Source organism: Streptomyces sp. NPDC030296, from assembly GCF_055572815.1.
In genome coordinates this window covers 86860-102835 of the sequence record NZ_JBVICQ010000011.1, presented here as the reverse complement: position 1 = coordinate 102835, position 15976 = coordinate 86860, and the positions used below count along the sequence as shown (strand labels likewise).

The 15976-nt window shown below is 71.0% G+C and carries 12 protein-coding genes and 1 pseudogene; 3 read left to right on the top strand and 10 right to left on the bottom strand.

Going from position 1 to position 15976, the window contains the following annotated elements:
- Positions 1–82 precede the first annotated feature (82 nt).
- Both galE and galT read right to left on the bottom strand, forming a co-directional pair.
- Positions 83–1045 (bottom strand): UDP-glucose 4-epimerase GalE, encoded by a 963-nt coding sequence (gene galE, locus ACZ4Z3_RS29610; RefSeq protein WP_468503897.1) that lies wholly within the window; start codon positions 1043–1045, stop codon positions 83–85.
- Positions 1042–2103, bottom strand: coding sequence for a galactose-1-phosphate uridylyltransferase (gene galT, locus ACZ4Z3_RS29605; protein ID WP_468503896.1), 1062 nt, complete (start codon positions 2101–2103; stop codon positions 1042–1044). The genes galE and galT overlap by 4 nt, the downstream gene beginning before the upstream one ends.
- A 395-nt stretch (positions 2104–2498) precedes the next feature.
- Between galT and ACZ4Z3_RS29600 the strand changes: the two are divergent.
- The 3 genes and pseudogenes from ACZ4Z3_RS29600 to ACZ4Z3_RS29590 all read left to right on the top strand — a co-directional run.
- Positions 2499–3212: pseudogene (locus tag ACZ4Z3_RS29600) on the top strand (sodium:solute symporter family transporter); the annotation flags it as partial.
- A gap of 19 nt (positions 3213–3231) precedes the next feature.
- A complete protein-coding gene (locus ACZ4Z3_RS29595) occupies positions 3232–3618 on the top strand; it encodes a hypothetical protein (protein WP_468503895.1) in 387 nt (128 codons plus the stop codon).
- A 280-nt stretch (positions 3619–3898) separates the two neighbouring features.
- Positions 3899–4705, top strand: coding sequence for a Scr1 family TA system antitoxin-like transcriptional regulator (locus ACZ4Z3_RS29590; RefSeq protein WP_468503894.1), 807 nt, complete (start codon positions 3899–3901; stop codon positions 4703–4705).
- Between the two features lie 53 nt (positions 4706–4758).
- On the opposite strand, the gene ACZ4Z3_RS29585 is transcribed toward ACZ4Z3_RS29590, so the two are convergent.
- The 8 genes from ACZ4Z3_RS29585 to rsmA form a co-directional block, all read right to left on the bottom strand.
- The gene (locus tag ACZ4Z3_RS29585; RefSeq protein ID WP_468503893.1) at positions 4759–5454 is read right to left on the bottom strand and encodes a helix-turn-helix transcriptional regulator; all 696 of its coding nucleotides are present in this window, start codon (positions 5452–5454) and stop codon (positions 4759–4761) included.
- 270 nt (positions 5455–5724) lie between these two features.
- Complete coding sequence (locus ACZ4Z3_RS29580; RefSeq protein WP_468503892.1) at positions 5725–7623, bottom strand: outer membrane protein assembly factor BamB family protein; 1899 nt, start codon at positions 7621–7623, stop codon at positions 5725–5727.
- 79 nt (positions 7624–7702) lie between these two features.
- Positions 7703–9457: an outer membrane protein assembly factor BamB family protein gene (locus ACZ4Z3_RS29575; RefSeq protein WP_468503891.1), complete on the bottom strand. Its 1755-nt coding sequence runs from the start codon at positions 9455–9457 to the stop codon at positions 7703–7705.
- Positions 9458–9818: 361 nt separating this feature from the next.
- Positions 9819–11636, bottom strand: a complete 1818-nt coding sequence (locus tag ACZ4Z3_RS29570; RefSeq protein ID WP_468503890.1) for an ABC-F family ATP-binding cassette domain-containing protein — start codon at positions 11634–11636, stop codon at positions 9819–9821.
- A complete protein-coding gene (locus ACZ4Z3_RS29565) occupies positions 11636–12214 on the bottom strand; it encodes a DUF2269 domain-containing protein (RefSeq protein ID WP_468503889.1) in 579 nt (192 codons plus the stop codon). Before ACZ4Z3_RS29565 ends, ACZ4Z3_RS29570 begins: the two co-directional genes overlap by 1 nt.
- A gap of 268 nt (positions 12215–12482) precedes the next feature.
- Positions 12483–13841 carry an acyltransferase family protein gene (locus tag ACZ4Z3_RS29560; RefSeq protein ID WP_468503888.1) on the bottom strand — a complete coding sequence of 453 codons (1359 nt, stop codon included), beginning with the start codon at positions 13839–13841 and terminating at the stop codon, positions 12483–12485.
- 98 nt (positions 13842–13939) lie between these two features.
- Positions 13940–14842, bottom strand: coding sequence for a 4-(cytidine 5'-diphospho)-2-C-methyl-D-erythritol kinase (locus ACZ4Z3_RS29555; RefSeq protein WP_468503887.1), 903 nt, complete (start codon positions 14840–14842; stop codon positions 13940–13942).
- Positions 14839–15759 carry a 16S rRNA (adenine(1518)-N(6)/adenine(1519)-N(6))-dimethyltransferase RsmA gene (gene rsmA / locus ACZ4Z3_RS29550; protein ID WP_468503886.1) on the bottom strand — a complete coding sequence of 307 codons (921 nt, stop codon included), beginning with the start codon at positions 15757–15759 and terminating at the stop codon, positions 14839–14841. The genes ACZ4Z3_RS29555 and rsmA overlap by 4 nt, the downstream gene beginning before the upstream one ends.
- Positions 15760–15976: the final 217 nt, after the last annotated feature.

Below are 15976 nucleotides of genomic sequence, written 5' to 3'. Positions count from 1 at the left end.
GACCGGCTTCCCGGCCCACACCCACCATTCGGCCGACGCCCACCCGGCCGACACCCTCACCGGTGCACGGCCGGGGACGGCCTCATCCGGCCTGTCGCCGCGCGAACTCCCACGCGTCCGCCACGATCCCCGCGAGGTCCGGTCGGGACGGGTTCCAGCCGAGGCGGTCGCGGGCCGTGGCCGCGGAGGCGACCAGGATCGCCGGGTCGCCGGCGCGGCGGGGGGCGACGACCTCGGGGATGGGGTGACCGGTCACCTTGCGGACCGTCTCGATGACCTCGCGGACGGAGAAGCCGTTGCCGTTGCCCAGGTTGCAGATGAGGTGCTCGCCGGCCACCGCGGCGTCCAGTGCCAGCAGGTGCGCCTCGGCGAGGTCCGCGACATGGATGTAGTCGCGGACGCAGGTGCCGTCGGGCGTCGGGTAGTCGTCGCCGAAGACGGAGATCGCCTCGCGGCGGCCCTGCGCGACCTGGAGGACCAGCGGGATCAGGTGGGACTCGGGGTCGTGCCGCTCACCGCAGGAGCCGTAGGCGCCGGCCACGTTGAAGTAGCGCAGCGAGACCGCGCCCAGGCCGTGGGCGGCCGCCTCGCCGGTGATCATGTGGTCGACGGCGAGCTTGGAGGCGCCGTAGGGGCTGGTCGGGCGGGTCGGCGCGGACTCCACGATCGGGGTCGTCTCGGGCTCGCCGTACGTGGCGGCCGTCGACGAGAAGACCAGCGTGCGCACGCCCGCCTCGCGCATCGCGCCGAGCAGCGCCATGGTGCCGCCGACGTTGTTGTCCCAGTACTTCTCGGGCTTCACGGCGGACTCACCGACCTGGGAGAACGCGGCGAAGTGGAGCACCCCGTCGAAGGACGCGTCCAGCCACTTCGCGGCGTCCCGGATGTCGCCCTCGACGAAGGACGCGCCCGCCGGTACGCCCTCGCGAAAGCCCGTGGAGAGGTTGTCGAGGACGACGACCTCGTGACCCGCCTCCAGCAGATGCTGGGCGACCACGCTGCCGACGTAACCCGCACCACCCGTGACCAGGTACTTGCCGCTCATGAACTCGCTACCTCTCGCAGTCGCTCGGCCGCGCGCTCCGGCGGCACGTCGTTGATGAACACGTTCATGCCGGATTCGGAACCCGCGAGGAACTTCAGCTTGCCGGAGGTGCGGCGGATGGTGAAAAGCTCGAGGTGGAGCGCGAAGTCGTCGCGGTTGACGCCCTCGAACTCCTCCAGCGCGCCGAACGGTGCCTGGTGCCAGGCGGCGATGTACGGCGTGGGCGGTTCACCTTCGCCGAAGATCCGGTCGAAGCGCCTCAAGAGTTCCAGATAAACCTGGGAGAACTCTGCACGCGCGTCCTCGTCGAGCGCCAGGAGGTCCGGCACGCGGCGGCGGGGGTAGAGGTGGATCTCGTACGGCCAGTGCGCCGCGTACGGCACGAACGCCACCCAGTGCTCGGTCTCAAGGACGATCCGGTCGCCGGCGAGTTCGCTCTCCAGTACGGCGTCGAAGAGGTTCTCCCCGCCGGTGGCGTCCTTGTGGGCGGCGAGCGAGCGCAGCATGAGGGCGGTGCGGGGAGTGGTGAAGGGGTAGGCGTAGATCTGCCCGTGGGGGTGGCCGAGGGTCACGCCGATCTCCGCGCCCCGGTTCTCGAAGCAGAAGACCTGTTCGACGGAGGGGAGATGCGACAGCTCCGCGGTGCGGTCGGTCCAGGCGTCCAGGACGAGGCGGGCCTGCTCCTCCGTGAGGTCGGCGAAGGACGCGTTGTGGTCCGAGGTGAAGCAGACGACCTCGCAGCGGCCGGAGTCGCCGGCCAGTGACGGGAAGCGGTTCTCGAACACGACGACGTCGTACGAGGAGTCGGGGATCTCGCTGAGCCGGTCGCCCTGGGAAGGGCACAGGGGGCATTCGTCGGCCGGCGGGTGGTACGTGCGGCCCTGCCGGTGGGAGGCGATCGCGACGGAGTCGCCGAGGAGCGGGTCCCTGCGTACCTCCGAAGTGGTGAGGGTGCGCTCCAGGGGGCGCTTGTCCACCGCGTCGCGCACGGTGTCGTCGCGCAGGTCGTAGTAGATCAGCTCACGACCGTCGGCCAGCCGGGTCGAGGTCTTCTTCACGCCGGACTCCCCATCCGTACCCGCAATCGAGCGATCAAGCGATCAAGCCGTCACGACATCGAGCTCACCAAACAGAACCGAACACATCAAAGCACAAGTACCCACCCCCGTCACCATCACAATTAAACAAAGATCACCAGAACACCAACCGGTGGCACCACTGGTGTCACCGGCCTCCGCCGCCCCCTGCCCCGCTGCCGTCATCCCTGCAAAGCCGCCTACCGAAGTGAGCCGCGCATGCGTTCATCGCGGCCAACCTGGGCGCCACCGAGATCCTCGGCATGGCCGCGAACAGCGCGCAGTACGGCGTCTACACCACCCACTGGTACTGGATCGGCGCCATCCCGGCCATGGTCTTCCTGGGCCTGGTGATGATGCCCTTCTACTACGGCAGCATGCAGGATCTGCTCCCGAACGGCGTCCTCGGCATCGCCGTCACCGGGCTCCTCGCCGCGTTCATGGCGGGCATGGCGGCCAATGTGTCGTCCTTCAACCCGGTGTTCACCAACGACATCTGGGCGAAGTACGCGGTCCGGGGCCGCGAGGACGAGTACTACGTCCGCTTCGGGCGGCTCATCACGGCGGTCGGGGTGCTGGCATCGATCGGGACGGCGTTCCTCGCGTCGTCCTTCTCCAACATCATGAGCTACCTCCAGACGCTGTTCTCCTTCTTCAACGTGCCGATGTTCGTCGTCTTCATCATCGGCATGTTCTGGCGGCGCGCGTCGATGAAGTCCGGCTTCTGGGGGGTGCTCGCCGGGACGACGGCCGCGATGGTCAACTACTTCGTCCTCTACAAGCGGGACGTCCTCGACATCCCCACCGACCAGGGCGCCAACTTCGTCTCCGCGATCGCCGGGTTCGTGGCGGGAGCGGTGGTGATGGTCGCGGTGTCCCTCTTCACCGCGCCGAAGCCAGAGGAGGACCTCCAGGGGCTGGTGTACGGGACCCTCCCCCAGTCTCGGCTTCGCTCGACCGGGGGGACCCCCATGCCCGGCATGGAGGAGCCGCCGGCGAAGGGCGACGACGCGTGGTACCGCCGGCCGGCGCTGCTGGGCTGGGGCGCGGTCGTGCTGGCCGCCGCCTGCTACATCCCGTTCTCGTTCTGACCACCGGAGGACCAAACCGATGTCCGACTTCCCCGAGCCTCCTGAGCACTCCGGGCGCCACGACGACGCCGAGCACGGCGGGCGGGAGCACCCCGATCACGCCGCCCGCTCCGGGTACTCCGAGCGTGACGTCCTGCGCGAGGTCACCGAACTGGAGGGCAGGTCCACCACCGCGGCCCGCCTCTTCGACATCCGCCGCATCATCGGCGGCCTCTTCGTGGTCTACGGCGTCATCGTCACCCTCGCGGGCATCACCGCGTCCGACGCCGAGATCGACAAGGCGGAGGGCGTCAACATCAACCTGTGGACGGGCCTCGGCATGCTCGCGCTGGGGGTGTTCTTCTTGGCGTGGCTCTGGCTGCGGCCGATCCGGCCGGCGGAGCATGCGGGGCGCGTGGAGGAGTAGGAGCAGGCCTCCGCGTAGCAGGAGGGGGAGGGAAGAGGGCGGAGCCGCTTCGGCCCTCCTACGTCACTCGGGGGCGAAGAGGTCGGCCGGGTCGGTCACTTCATAGGCGCGGGCTCGAAGGATCTTGAGCTGGTCCAGGTCGGTGGTTCCCAGGACTCTGCTCTGCACCGCGGATGGCACCCCGATCCCCCGTCAGTAGAGAAGTCTCAGAACCAGGCGTTGCAGCCGCCTCTGTTCGTCGCGCGGCTGGTGGGACGACTACCGGGGAGTCCTGCCCCAGGTGAATCTGGACGTCGCCGAAGCGGAGCATCATGCGAGGTTCCTCCACGAGGTGTCCATCGGCTACGTACCCGGACTGCTCCAGACCCCCGACTACGCCCGAGCAGTGTTCAGCTACAACTGCCCGGAGCCGCCCAACAGTGAGCTGTCCCCTCGGGTGGAGTACCGGATGCGGCGGCGCGCGGTCATAGAGAGCGAGGATTCCCTCACGTACGAATCGGTCGTCCACGAGTTCGCTTTACGTGTCCGCGTGGCCGCCCGACAGACATCGCTCACTCAACTCCGGCGCGAGATCGAGGAGGGCCATGTGACGGTGCGGGTCATCCCCATCGACCAGGACGGCTTCGGGGGCGCCGCCGCCTCGATGATGTACCTGGGTGGTCCGGTTCCCCAGCTGGACACTGGACTGCGTGATGCCCCCACCGGTGTCCTGTTCATCGATACTCTTCTCGGCGCTCCTCGGCGGCCGGCTCCTCGCCCCCGCCCAGCTCGCCGAGATGCGGCGCACGGTCGCCGTGCCCGACACCCCCGGCGAGGTGCCCGGCTCCCGCTACGGGCTGGGGCTGGCCTGGACCCCGCTGAGCTGCGGCGGCGGCTACTGGGGGCACAGCGCAGCGGCTTCGGCTATCTGGCGTGGCCCGCGACCACCGGCGACGGCCGGGTGTCCATCACCGTCGCCGTGCACAGCCGGCCCGCCGACGAGACGACCGCCGTCCGGCAGATCCGCGCCATCACGGACCTCGTCGACCACGCGGTCTGCGCCCAGCCGCACCGGCAGGAGGGCAAGGGCCACAGGGATCGTACCTAGCCGTGGCCGTCGGCCCGGCCTCCTCCTGTGGGGCGGACCCGCCTGCCGGCTGCCTACTCCTCCACCCCCGACACCCCCTGCGCCACCGGCCCCGCCCGGTCCAGCAACCCCGTTCGGGCCGCCAGGGCCGCTGCCTCCAGTCTTGAGCCCACGCCCAGCTTCATCAGGACCCGCTGGACGTGGGTGCGGGCCGTCGACGGGGCGATGCCCATGCCCGCCGCGATCAGCCTCGTGTCCTCGCCGTCCGCGACGCGGACCAGGACCTCCACCTCGCGCGGGGTCAGCATCTGGAGCAGGCGCTGGCCCTCGTCGTCCGGCTGGGCCGCCGGGTTCAGCAGTTCGCTGAACGCGCTCTGGAGCAGTTGCGGCGCCACCGCCGCCTCTCCCGCGCGGGCCTTCATGATGGCCCGCTCCACACCCTCTATGCGTTCGTCGTGCCGTACGTAGCCGGACGCGCCCGCGGCGAACGCGGCGGCTATGCCGCGCGGGTTGGGCACCGGGCCGAGCACCAGTACCGCCACCTGCGGTCGTTCCCGCTTGATCCTGACCACCGGATCGAAGATCCCCGGCTCGGCGGGTGTCGCCGTACCGAGCAGGCACACCTCGGGTGCCCTGCTGATCACCAGTTCCGCCGCGCCCGCGGCGGGCGCCGCCGCGGCGAGCACCCGGTGCCCCCGCAGCTTCAACGCCGAGGCCAGCGCCTCGGCGAGCAGTCGGTGGTCGTCGACCACCATGAGCCGCACTCCCATCGAGCCAGCCACCCCCCAGTCCCCCAATGGTTGCCAACTATGGCCGCCCACCGGGCCTCACGGACAGAAGCCCCCCGACTCCGCCGTCTGCTCCCCCGCTCTCATGCCCCCGGAAGCTACACGCTTGTTCGACATTGCGCTCCCCCTACCGGAGAGAAGTGCCCCGGATTACCGAAATCCCTCCCATTCGGGAGTGATGCGGGATACGTGCACGGCCCCGCCCCTGACCAGGGGCGGGGCCGTCGCACGGGACCCAGGGGGCGCGTGGGGTTACTTCGCCCCGAAACCGAGCGCCGTGTACTCCTTTTCGTCCTCGTCGTAGGGCTTGCTGACCAGGTCCTTGCCGATGAAGAACCGTCCGTCGGTGTAGAGCATCTCGCTCAGCGTCGGCACCATCGCGCTGATCGCGCGGAGGACCGACTCGGACGACGGGGTCTCGATGAGGGTGGTCTGCTTCAGCGTCTTGCCGTCGATGGAGACGACCTGGGCGCCCTTGTCGTACGGGCCGTCCTTGAAGGCGATGACGTTCGGGCCGTCCATGCGGATCGGGAACAGCTCGTAGTCGTCACCCGCGTCCACCCGGTCGCCCGTGGACTTCCCCGTGGCCAGCGAGAAGGAGACGATCTCGTTGGTCCTGCTGTAGGAACCGGTGCCGTCGTGGTTCTCGGTCGGCATGTACACCTTGTCGTTGCCGACGTAGATGCCCTTGCAGGACCACACGCCGCGGACCGGGCAGTCGTAGTTGTACTTCTTGTCCGGGATGGAGATCTTGGCGCGCAGCTTGCCCTTGTCGTCCAGCGAGAAGATGTCGCTGGTGCCGGTCAGCGGCACGTCGCTGCCGGTCACCACGCCGAACACCACCGGCTTGGTGGAGATGATCTTGGCGCGGTCGATGCCCGAGGGCAGCTTGTACGTCCACTTGACGCTGCCCGACTTCGGGTCGAGCAGCTGGACCTCGAAGGTCTCCTCGCCGTAGTCGCCGCACTTGCGGACCGCGACCAGCTGGGCGCCGCCCGCGTAGCCCTCGTCCGTGCACTCGCCGGCCTTGGGCGACCACAGCACCTTGCCGGAGTTGACGTCGAAGGCCGCGCCACCGGAGTAGCCGCCGGCCGCGGCGACCGTCGTACCGGAGATGGTGACCTCGCCGAACGGCACCTTGCTGCCGCTGACGTCGGCGCTCTTGGCCCAGATCTCCTTGCCGGTGTCGACGTTGAACGCGATGACCTGGGTGCACGCCGGGCGCTCGTCCGCCTTGCTGCGCTTGGCCTCCTCGGTGATCACCACGGAGATCCCCTCCGTGGTGATCTCACGGGAGCTCGCGCAGGTCTGGCCGGGCAGGTCCAGCGTCCACTTGGCCTTGCCGCTGTCCGGCTCATAGCCGACGATCTTGTTCAGACCGGCCTTGGCGTACGTCTTGTCGGTGAGCCAGGACCCCTTGACGCTGTCGATCTGGCCCTTGTCCTTGATCTCGTGCGCCGGCACCTGGAAGAGGACCTTGGCACTGGTGCTGGAGGGCACCTTCTCCTGCGCCTCGGCCGGGATCTCCACACCGCCGGACGACGAGCCGCCGGACGACGAGGTGCCGCCGTCGGTGCCCTTCGGGTCGTCCTTGCCGCCGGTCGTGCCCTCGGAGCTGGCGGTGTTCTTCTTGTCGTCGTCGCCGCCCTTGGATGTGGCGTACCAGACGCCGCCGCCGACGATGAGGGCGATGGCCGCGACCGCCGCGGTGATGATGATCGCCGTGGAGTTGACCTTCTTCTTGCCGCCGGGGACCTGCGGCTGCATCGCCATGGTCGGCTGCTGGTAGCCGTACGGCTGACCGGGCTGGCCGTAGGGCTGCTGGCCGTACGGACCGGGCTGCGGCTGCCCGTACGGGCCCGGCTGTCCCGGGTAGCCGTAGCCGGGCTGCGGCGGGGGCGTCTGCGGGTAACCGTAACCGGGGCCCTGCGCGGGCGGGGGCGTCTGCGGGTAGCCGTAGCCGGCGCCCTGTGCGGGCGGCGGGCCCTGCGGCGGGGGCGTCGGGGCGCCGAAACCGCCGGCCGGCGGGGGTGTGGGCGCGCCGAAGCCGCCCTGCGGCGGGGTGTCCTGCGGGGGCTGGGCCGGGGGCTGCGGCGGCTGGTTCGGGGGCGGGCCCGGCGGCTGGTTCGGCGGGGGCGGCGGCTGCGTCATGACGTGAATACCTCGGAGCGGAGATCGGAAGGCGGGTGAGGGACGAGAGGGGAGGTCGACCGGGACACCGGTCCCCGGCTCATTTGCCGTAGGCCAGCATCAACTTCTCCTTCGACTCGTCCACGCCCGTCAGCAGGGTGGTGGAGATGTAGAAGCGCCCGTCCACGTAGTCGATGGCCTTCGAGTAGAAGGAACTCTCGATCTTCGCGGCGCTGTCCGGCATCTGCAGGAGCTTCGTCACCTTGCGCTTGGAGCCCGTGGTGGGGAACGACACGATCTGGCCGCCCTCGCCCCCGTACGTCGACTCGACGTACGCGATCAGCTTGGAGTTCTCGATCCTCACGGCCGACATGGCCGCGTCGGCGGGGGACTTGACCCGCCACTTCTCCTTGCCGGTGGACAGGTTGACCGCGACGATCTCGTTCGCGTCGTCCTTCGCCTCGGTCGGCAGGTAGAGCGTGTCGGCGTCGGCCGCGATGCCGGAGCAGCCCTGGAGGTTGCGGGAGATGATCCCGGTGTCGCAGTCGGGCTTGAAGGAGCCCTTGACGTCGAGCTGGGAACGGGTGGAACCGTCGGCCTTGAAGACGGAGATGTTCCACTTCTTCTCGTCCTCGTTGCTGAGGTAGAGGACGAGCGGGTTCAGCGAGTACACGTGGTCGACCCGCCAGCCCTTGGGGATCTTCCGCGTCCACTTGGCCTTGCCGGTCTTCGGGTCGAGTTCCTGGACCTCGTCGTGCTGCTTGTCCTCGGAGCCGACCGCGCAGGAGGAGACAGCGACCAGCCGTGCTCCGCCCGCGAACCCGCCCGGATAGCAGGACTGGCCGTACTCCTTCTTGTCCCAGAGCTTCTTGCCGGTGTCGACGTCGTACGCGGTGCCGGACTGCGAGCGGCCCACCATGAGCGTGTCACCGGTGACGGACAGGCCGACGCTGATGTTGCTGTCGAACAGGGCGCCCTTCTCCAACTCGGCGGTCCAGCCCGTCTTCCCGGTGTTCAGGTCGATCTGCTGGAGCTGGTCGCACTCGGAGTCGTTGCTGGTGCCGCGCTTGGAGGCGACCACGATGTGGCCGTCGGCGGTCGCCTGCGGGGTGACCGTGCAGATCTTGCCCTTGAACTCGATGGGGTCCCAGGCGGGGTCGCCGCTCTGGACGTCGAACGCGAACAGCTGCTTGTAGGCGGCCTTCACGGCGACCTTGTGGGTGACCCACAGGCCAGGGGCCTCCGCACCCGAACCGGGCGCGTCCGGCGCGCTCTTGTACCAGAGCACCTTCGCCTCGCCGGCCTTGCGGCCCTCGTTGAGGTCGGAGATGTCGAGGTCCTCGCCGCCACCCCCGCTGCCGTCGCCCGGGTTGACGGGCGCGGACGGGGAGGAGGACGCCTTGGGGTCGTCGGCGCCCTTGCTCGCGCTCTCCTTGGCGACCGGTTCCTTCTTGCCGCCGTCGTCACCGAGGCTCGTCACCGCGAACACGGTGCCGCCGATCACGAGGAGCGCGGCCACCGCCGCGCCGACCGCCAGGGCGGGCCTGCCCTTGAAGGGGTTCTTGGAGCCACCGCCCGAAGGCGCGGTGGGCGCGCCCGGGTACTGCCCCTGCGGATAGCCGTAACCGGGCTGCGGCGGCGGGGTGTAGGGCCCCGGCTGCGGCGCGTACGGGCCGGGCTGCTGGGCGTACGGGCCCGACTGCGCGGGCGGTTGCTGTGGGTAGCCGTAGCCGGGGGTCGGCGCGGGCGGGCCCTGCGGCGGAGGGGTCTGCGGATAGCCGTACGGCTGCTGCGGTCCGGGGTTCTGCGGAGCTCCGAAGCCGCCCTGAGGCGGCTGGTTGGGTGGCTGAGTCATCAGCGCGATTCCCCCTGTTTCGCTGCTTTCGAGCCACCCGTCGTCACGCGTGGTGTCGCTTCCCGGACCGTTGTCAGTCGGCTCTTTCTATCACTGCGACACGACCGCGCACGGGGCCGGTCGCTCCCCTGTTCCCAAGGGAGAACCGCCCCGTGATGCCTCCGTTACGCTCCTTCACGCCCCCTTCACGGGACGCACGCCCCTTGCCCCGCAAGGCTTCAGAGGACACTCGGAGGACTGACAAAGCCCGGACGCGGCCGACGCCCTGAAGGGGCGCGGGGAACCGCGCGATCAGCCACCCACATCCGGCACCCGGCATCGAACAGCGGCCCCCACGGCAGAGCCCGCCACCCGATAACCGCTACGCGTCCTCCGCGAGTTCCAGCCAGCGCATCTCCAGCTCGTCCTTCTCCCCCGCCAACGTCCGCAGTTCCGCGTCGAGTTCGGCCACCTTCGCGAAGTCCGTCGCGTTGTCGGCGATCTGCGCGTGCAGCTTCGTCTCCCGCTGGGAGAGCTTGTCCAACTGCCGTTCGATCTTCTGGAGTTCCTTCTTCGCGGCGCGCGCGTCGGCCGCGGACACGGTCTTCTCCGAGGCCGAGGCGGCGGCCTTGGCGGCGACCGGCGAGGCCGCCGCCGCGGCCTCCTCCATGGCGTGGCGCCGCTCCAGGTACTCGTCGATCCCGCGCGGCAGCATCCGCAGCGTGCCGTCACCCAGCAGAGCGAACACCCGGTCCGTCGTCCGCTCGATGAAGAACCGGTCGTGGGAAATGACGATCATCGAGCCGGGCCAGCCGTCGAGGAGGTCCTCCAGCTGGGTGAGGGTCTCGATGTCGAGGTCGTTGGTGGGCTCGTCCAGGAACAGGACGTTGGGCTCGTCCATCAGCAGCCGCAGCAGCTGGAGCCGCCGCCGCTCACCGCCGCTGAGGTCGCCGACCGGCGTCCACTGCTTCTCCTTGTTGAACCCGAAGGTCTCGCAGAGCTGTCCCGCCGTCATCTCGCGCCCCTTGCCGAGGTCGACGCGGTCGCGGACCTGCTGCACGGCCTGGAGCACCCGCCACGCGGGGTCGAGTTCGGCGACCTCCTGGGACAGGTAGGCGAGCTTGACGGTCTTGCCGGTGACGACGCGCCCGGCGACCGGCTGCTTCTCGCCCTCGCTGCGGGCGGCGTCGGCCATGGCCCGCAGCAGGGAGGTCTTGCCTGCGCCGTTGACGCCGACGAGGCCGATGCGGTCACCGGGGCCGAGCTGCCAGGTCAGATGCTTCAGCAGCACCTTCGGCCCGGCCTGGACCGTGACGTTCTCCAGGTCGAAGACGGTCTTGCCCAAGCGGGTCGACGCGAACTTCATCAGCTCGCTGGTGTCGCGCGGCGGCGGTACGTCCGCGATCAGCTCGTTGGCCGCCTCGACCCGGAAGCGGGGCTTCGACGTGCGGGCGGGGGCGCCGCGCCGCAGCCAGGCCAGCTCCTTGCGGACGAGGTTCTGCCGCTTGACCTCCTCGGTCGCGGCGATCCGCTCCCGCTCGGCCCGCGCGAAGACGTAGTCGGAGTAGCCGCCCTCGTACTCGTAGACCGAGCCTTTCTGCACGTCCCACATGCGGGTGCACACCTGGTCGAGGAACCAGCGGTCGTGGGTGACGCAGACCAGCGCGGAGCGCCGCTCCCGCAGGTGGTTGGCGAGCCAGGAGATGCCCTCGACGTCCAGGTGGTTCGTCGGCTCGTCCAGGACGATCAGGTCCTGCTCCTCGATGAGCAGCTTGGCGAGCGCGATACGGCGCCGCTCACCGCCGGAGAGCGGGCCGATGACGGTGTCGAGGCCCTGTGGGAAGCCGGGCAGGTCGAGCCCGCCGAACAGCCCGGTGAGGACGTCCCTGATCTTGGCGTTGCCCGCCCACTCGTGGTCCGCCATGTCCCGGATGACCTCGTGACGGACGGTGGCGGCCGGGTCGAGGGAGTCGTGCTGGGTGAGCACGCCGAGGTGGAGGCCGCCGGAGTGGGTGATCCGCCCGGTGTCGGCCTCCTCCAGCTTGGCGAGCATCCGGATGAGGGTGGTCTTGCCGTCCCCGTTCCGGCCCACGACTCCGATCCGGTCCCCTTCGGAGACGCCGAGCGAGACCCCGTCGAGCAGGGCGCGGGTGCCGTACACCTTGCTGACGTTCTCGACATTGACCAGGTTGACGGCCATTACTCTCCTGCCACGGGGACGATCGACCCTCCAGGGTAGTCGGCGGCCGTGCCGGCCGTGCCGGGACGCTTGCCCCGGCCCCGTGCGGCCGCCCGCAGCCGGCGGCCGCGCCGGGTGAGCCCCCAGGGCTTGAGGACCGAGATCACCGTCATGAAGACGTACGCGGAGAACGACACGACCGGCCCGAACAGCAGGTCACCGGCGTCGGGCAGCGGGCCGCCCGCCGCGACGGCGGTGACCGCCCCGTTCACACCGGGGCGCAGGGCGAGGACGGTGGCGGTGAGCGTGGCCAGGGTCAGCCAGAACTTCGTGTACACCCAGCGGTGCCTGGCCAGGCCCCACGCGGTGCCCAGCGACAGGGCCAGCCCGCTGAGGAACGTCAGGAGCGCGACCGGGATCAGCAGCCAGTCCGCGAACAGCTTCATCGCGCGCACGGACGCCTCCACGGTCACCGCCGAACCGGTGGTGCTCGCGGTGACCCCGAGCGCGAGCAGCCCGAGCGTGAGCCCGAGCCAGCAGGCGGAGACGGCGACGTGGACGACCAGGAGGGCCCGGCGTACGGGGCGGTTTGTCCTCATGGGGTCACCCTGCCGGGGGTGGCGGGGGTGGTCGTCTGCCGGTGGGAGTATCCGCGCGTACGGGGGTGGGAGTACGGGTGGGTCCGGCGGGTGCGGGTGGGTGGGGGTTTCTCGCGCAGTTCCCCGCGCCCCTGAAAAGCGGCCGGGGCTGCGCCCCGTGCTTTTCAGGAGGAAAGGCGGGCCGCAGGCCCGTTCCCTTCAGGGGCGCGGGGAACTGCGCGAACAGCCCCCACCCACCCGCACCCGCCAACGCACCCACGGCCCCGAGCTATGACGCGCCCCGGCCCACCCGCTCCACCAGGAGCCACCCCGCGAGGGTCATTCCCACCGCCACCGGTGCCGTCACCTGGACGGCGATCAGCAGGGCCGTCCGGCCCTCGAAGAGTCCGCCGAAGCCGACCATCGACAGCCCGAGGACGCCGAACAGGCAGAGGGTCACGCCGAGGGCCGCGGCGATCCCCGCGTATCCGGCACGCGACGCCGACCCGGCGGGGCGCCCCTGTCCGCCGCGCGCCGCTGGCCGTTCGAAGCCCCGGAACGCGGCCACGAGCACGGCCGTCAGCACGGCCGCCGCGGCGAGCCGCAGGGGCAGCTGGGCCCACCAGGCACCGGTCGCCGGGGCCGGCAGGGCCGTGTCGAGGGCGAGCAGCACCCCGTACACGCCGAGCATCGCGGTCAAATGCCACAGGAACGCCGTCATCGAGATGCCGTTGGCCGCCACGACCGCCCGCCACACCTTCGGCCGCTCCAGCCATCGCGTGACCGGCCCGCGCACCCATTCCACCGCGCCGACCAGCCACACCCCGTGGCACAGCAGCGCGAAGGTCGGCGGCGCCATGTTCGACACCTTCTCGCCGGGCATCCCGACCATCGACAGCGGATACGGCCCGTACGCCACCAGCAGCGCGGCCCCCGCGAGGCCCGCCCCTGCGAGCAGGTACGGCCGCGTCAGCATGCCGTCGGCGCGCAGGAATCCGAGCTGGTGGACGGCGAGCCAGACGAAGGCGAAGTTCAGGAACTCGACGTACGGCACACCGAGCGCGAAGCGCAGCACGTCCACGGCGGCGGCCGCCGCGACGAGCCCGCCGAACGCTCCCCAGCCGTACCGCTCGTGCAGCCTCAGCAGCGGCGGGGTGAACGCCACCATCGCCAGGTAGATCCCGATGAACCACAGCGGCTGCGCCACCAGCCGCAGCGCCACGTCGAGCAGCCCGCCGACCTGTCCGCCGAGGTGCAGGAGGACGGCGGCGGCGCCCCACACCCCGATGAACACCATGGTGGGCCGCAGCAGCCGCTGGAGGCGGGCGCGGAGGAAGGCCGGGTAGACGGAGGCGGCTTCCGGGGCCTTGCGGCGCAGGGAACGGTAGGAGAGGGCGTGGGAGAAGCCGCCGACGAAGAAGAACACCGGCATGATCTGCAAGGCCCAGGTGAGGATCTGCAGCCGCGGCTCGACGGCGAGGAGGTTGCCGACCTCCACGCGGCCGTCGCCGCCCGTCGTCACGGCCGCCATCAGCCAGTGGCCGAGGACGACCGTGCCGAGCGAGGCGACCCGCAGCAGGTCGACGTACCGGTCACGGCTGGACGGGGTGGCGGCGGCGAGTGCGCTCGCGCTGACGCTGGCAGTCATGGGAGTACGGTCGCGCGGCACCCCGGGCGGCGGGCAGCGCTCAGGTACTCAAGTCGGTTCTGAGTATGTGCGGTTGGGCCCCCGTGGGAGCCCGCGCGCTACGGGAGGATCGTCGCGCCCGGCGCCGGGGAGACGGCCACACGGGCCGCCTTGCACACGCCGGCCGCCAGGAGCCCCTCGGCGACGGTGTGCGCCGAGGCGGCGTCGCGGGCGAGGAAGGCAGTGGTCGGCCCGGAGCCGGAGACGAGGGCGGCGAGCGCCCCGGCCGCCCGGCCCGCGGCGAGGGTGTCGGCCAGCTTCGGGAACAGGGACACGGCGGCGGGCTGGAGGTCGTTGGACCCGGGCAGGAACGCCGCGAGGGCGTCGACGTCGCCCTTGGCGAGCGCGTCGAGCAGCGCCTGGGAGGCGACGGGCTCGGGCACCTCGTCGTCCTCGTGGAGCCGGTCGAACTCCCGGTACACGGCCGGGGTGGAGAGCCCGCCGTCCGCGACCGCGAACACCCAGTGGAAGACGCCGCCCGCCTCCAGCGGCCTCAGCCGCTCGCCGCGCCCGGTGCCGAGCGCCGCCCCGCCCACCAGACTGAACGGCACATCACTGCCCAACTCGGCGCAGATGTCGAGGAGTTCAGCGCGGGAGGCGCCGGTCCCCCACAGCGCGTCGCACGCGACCAGCGCGCCCGCGGCGTCCGCGCTGCCGCCGGCCATGCCGCCCGCGACGGGGATGTCCTTGGCGATGTGCAGCCGCACGGCCGGGTCGATCCCGTGGCGTGCGGCGAGGGCGAGCGCGGCCCGTGCGGCGAGGTTGGTGCGGTCCAGCGGGACCTGGTCGGCGCCGGGGCCCTCACAGGTGACGGTCAGTTCGTCGGCGGGGGCGGCGGTGACCTCGTCGTACAGCCCGACGGCGAGGAAGACGTTGGCCAGGTCGTGGAACCCGTCGGGGCGGGCGCCGCCGACCGCGAGCTGGACGTTGACCTTGGCGGGCACGCGGACGGTGACGCTCACGACGGACGGGACTCCTCGGTGCGCTGGGTGTGCTGGGCGGTGCCGAGGGCGTCGGCGTCGGCGCGGTTCTCGGCGATCGCGGCGAACTCCTCGACGGTCAGGGCCTCGCCGCGGGCCTGCGGGGAGACACCGGCGGCGACGAGCGCGGCCTCGGCGGCGGCGGCGGAGCCCGCCCATCCGGCGAGGGCGGCGCGCAGCGTCTTGCGCCGCTGCGCGAACGCCGCGTCGACGACGGCGAAGACCTCGGCCTTCGTCGCGGTCGTCTTGATCGGTTCGGTGCGGCGGACGAGCGAGACGAGTCCGCTGTCGACGTTCGGCGCCGGCCAGAAGACGTTCCGGCCGATCGCGCCGGCCCGCTTGACCTCCGCGTACCAGTTCGCCTTCACCGAGGGGACGCCGTACACCTTGGAGCCGGGCCCGGCGGCGAGCCGGTCGGCGACCTCGGCCTGCACCATCACCAGGGTGCGCTCGATCGTCGGGAACGTGTCCAGCATGTGCAGCAGCACGGGGACCGCGACGTTGTACGGGAGGTTCGCGACGAGGGCGGTGGGCGCCGGGCCGGGCAGCTCGGCGACATGCATCGCGTCCGAGTGCACGAGGGCGAAACGGTCGGCGCGGGCCGGCATCCGGGCGGCGATCGTCGCGGGGAGCGCGGCGGCGAGGACGTCGTCGATCTCGACGGCGGTAACCCGGTCGGCGACCTCCAGCAGCGCGAGCGTCAGGGAGCCGAGGCCCGGTCCCACCTCCACGACGACATCGTCCGGGCGGACGTCCGCGGTGCGCACGATCCGGCGCACCGTGTTCGCGTCGATCACGAAGTTCTGGCCGCGCTGCTTGGTGGGCCGCACACCGAGCGCTGCCGCGAGTTCGCGGACGTCGGCGGGGCCCAGGAGGGCGTCGGGGGAGGGGCTGCTCACGAGCACCAGGGTACGGGGGCCGGGCGCCTGACAGCTCGGGGGTGCGGGTTCGTTGGCGGCTGCGGGTGGTGTGTGGTTTCTCGCGCAGTTCCCCGCGCCCCTGAAGGGAACGGGCCTGCGGCCCGCCCTTCCCATGAAAAGCACGGGGCGCAGCCCCGGCCGCTTTTCAGGGGCGCGGGGAACTGCGCGAACAACCCCCACTCACCCGCACCCGCCG

Coding starts and splice junctions, on each gene's coding strand:
- galE (WP_468503897.1), bottom strand. CDS start 1,045: ATGAGCGGCAAGTACCTGGTCACGGGTGGTGCGGGTTACGTCGGCAGC.
- ACZ4Z3_RS29595 (WP_468503895.1), top strand. CDS start 3,232: ATGTCCGACTTCCCCGAGCCTCCTGAGCACTCCGGGCGCCACGACGAC.
- ACZ4Z3_RS29585 (WP_468503893.1), bottom strand. CDS start 5,454: ATGGGAGTGCGGCTCATGGTGGTCGACGACCACCGACTGCTCGCCGAG.
- ACZ4Z3_RS29580 (WP_468503892.1), bottom strand. CDS start 7,623: ATGACGCAGCCGCCGCCCCCGCCGAACCAGCCGCCGGGCCCGCCCCCG.
- ACZ4Z3_RS29575 (WP_468503891.1), bottom strand. CDS start 9,457: ATGACTCAGCCACCCAACCAGCCGCCTCAGGGCGGCTTCGGAGCTCCG.
- ACZ4Z3_RS29570 (WP_468503890.1), bottom strand. CDS start 11,636: ATGGCCGTCAACCTGGTCAATGTCGAGAACGTCAGCAAGGTGTACGGC.
- ACZ4Z3_RS29565 (WP_468503889.1), bottom strand. CDS start 12,214: ATGAGGACAAACCGCCCCGTACGCCGGGCCCTCCTGGTCGTCCACGTC.
- ACZ4Z3_RS29560 (WP_468503888.1), bottom strand. CDS start 13,841: ATGACTGCCAGCGTCAGCGCGAGCGCACTCGCCGCCGCCACCCCGTCC.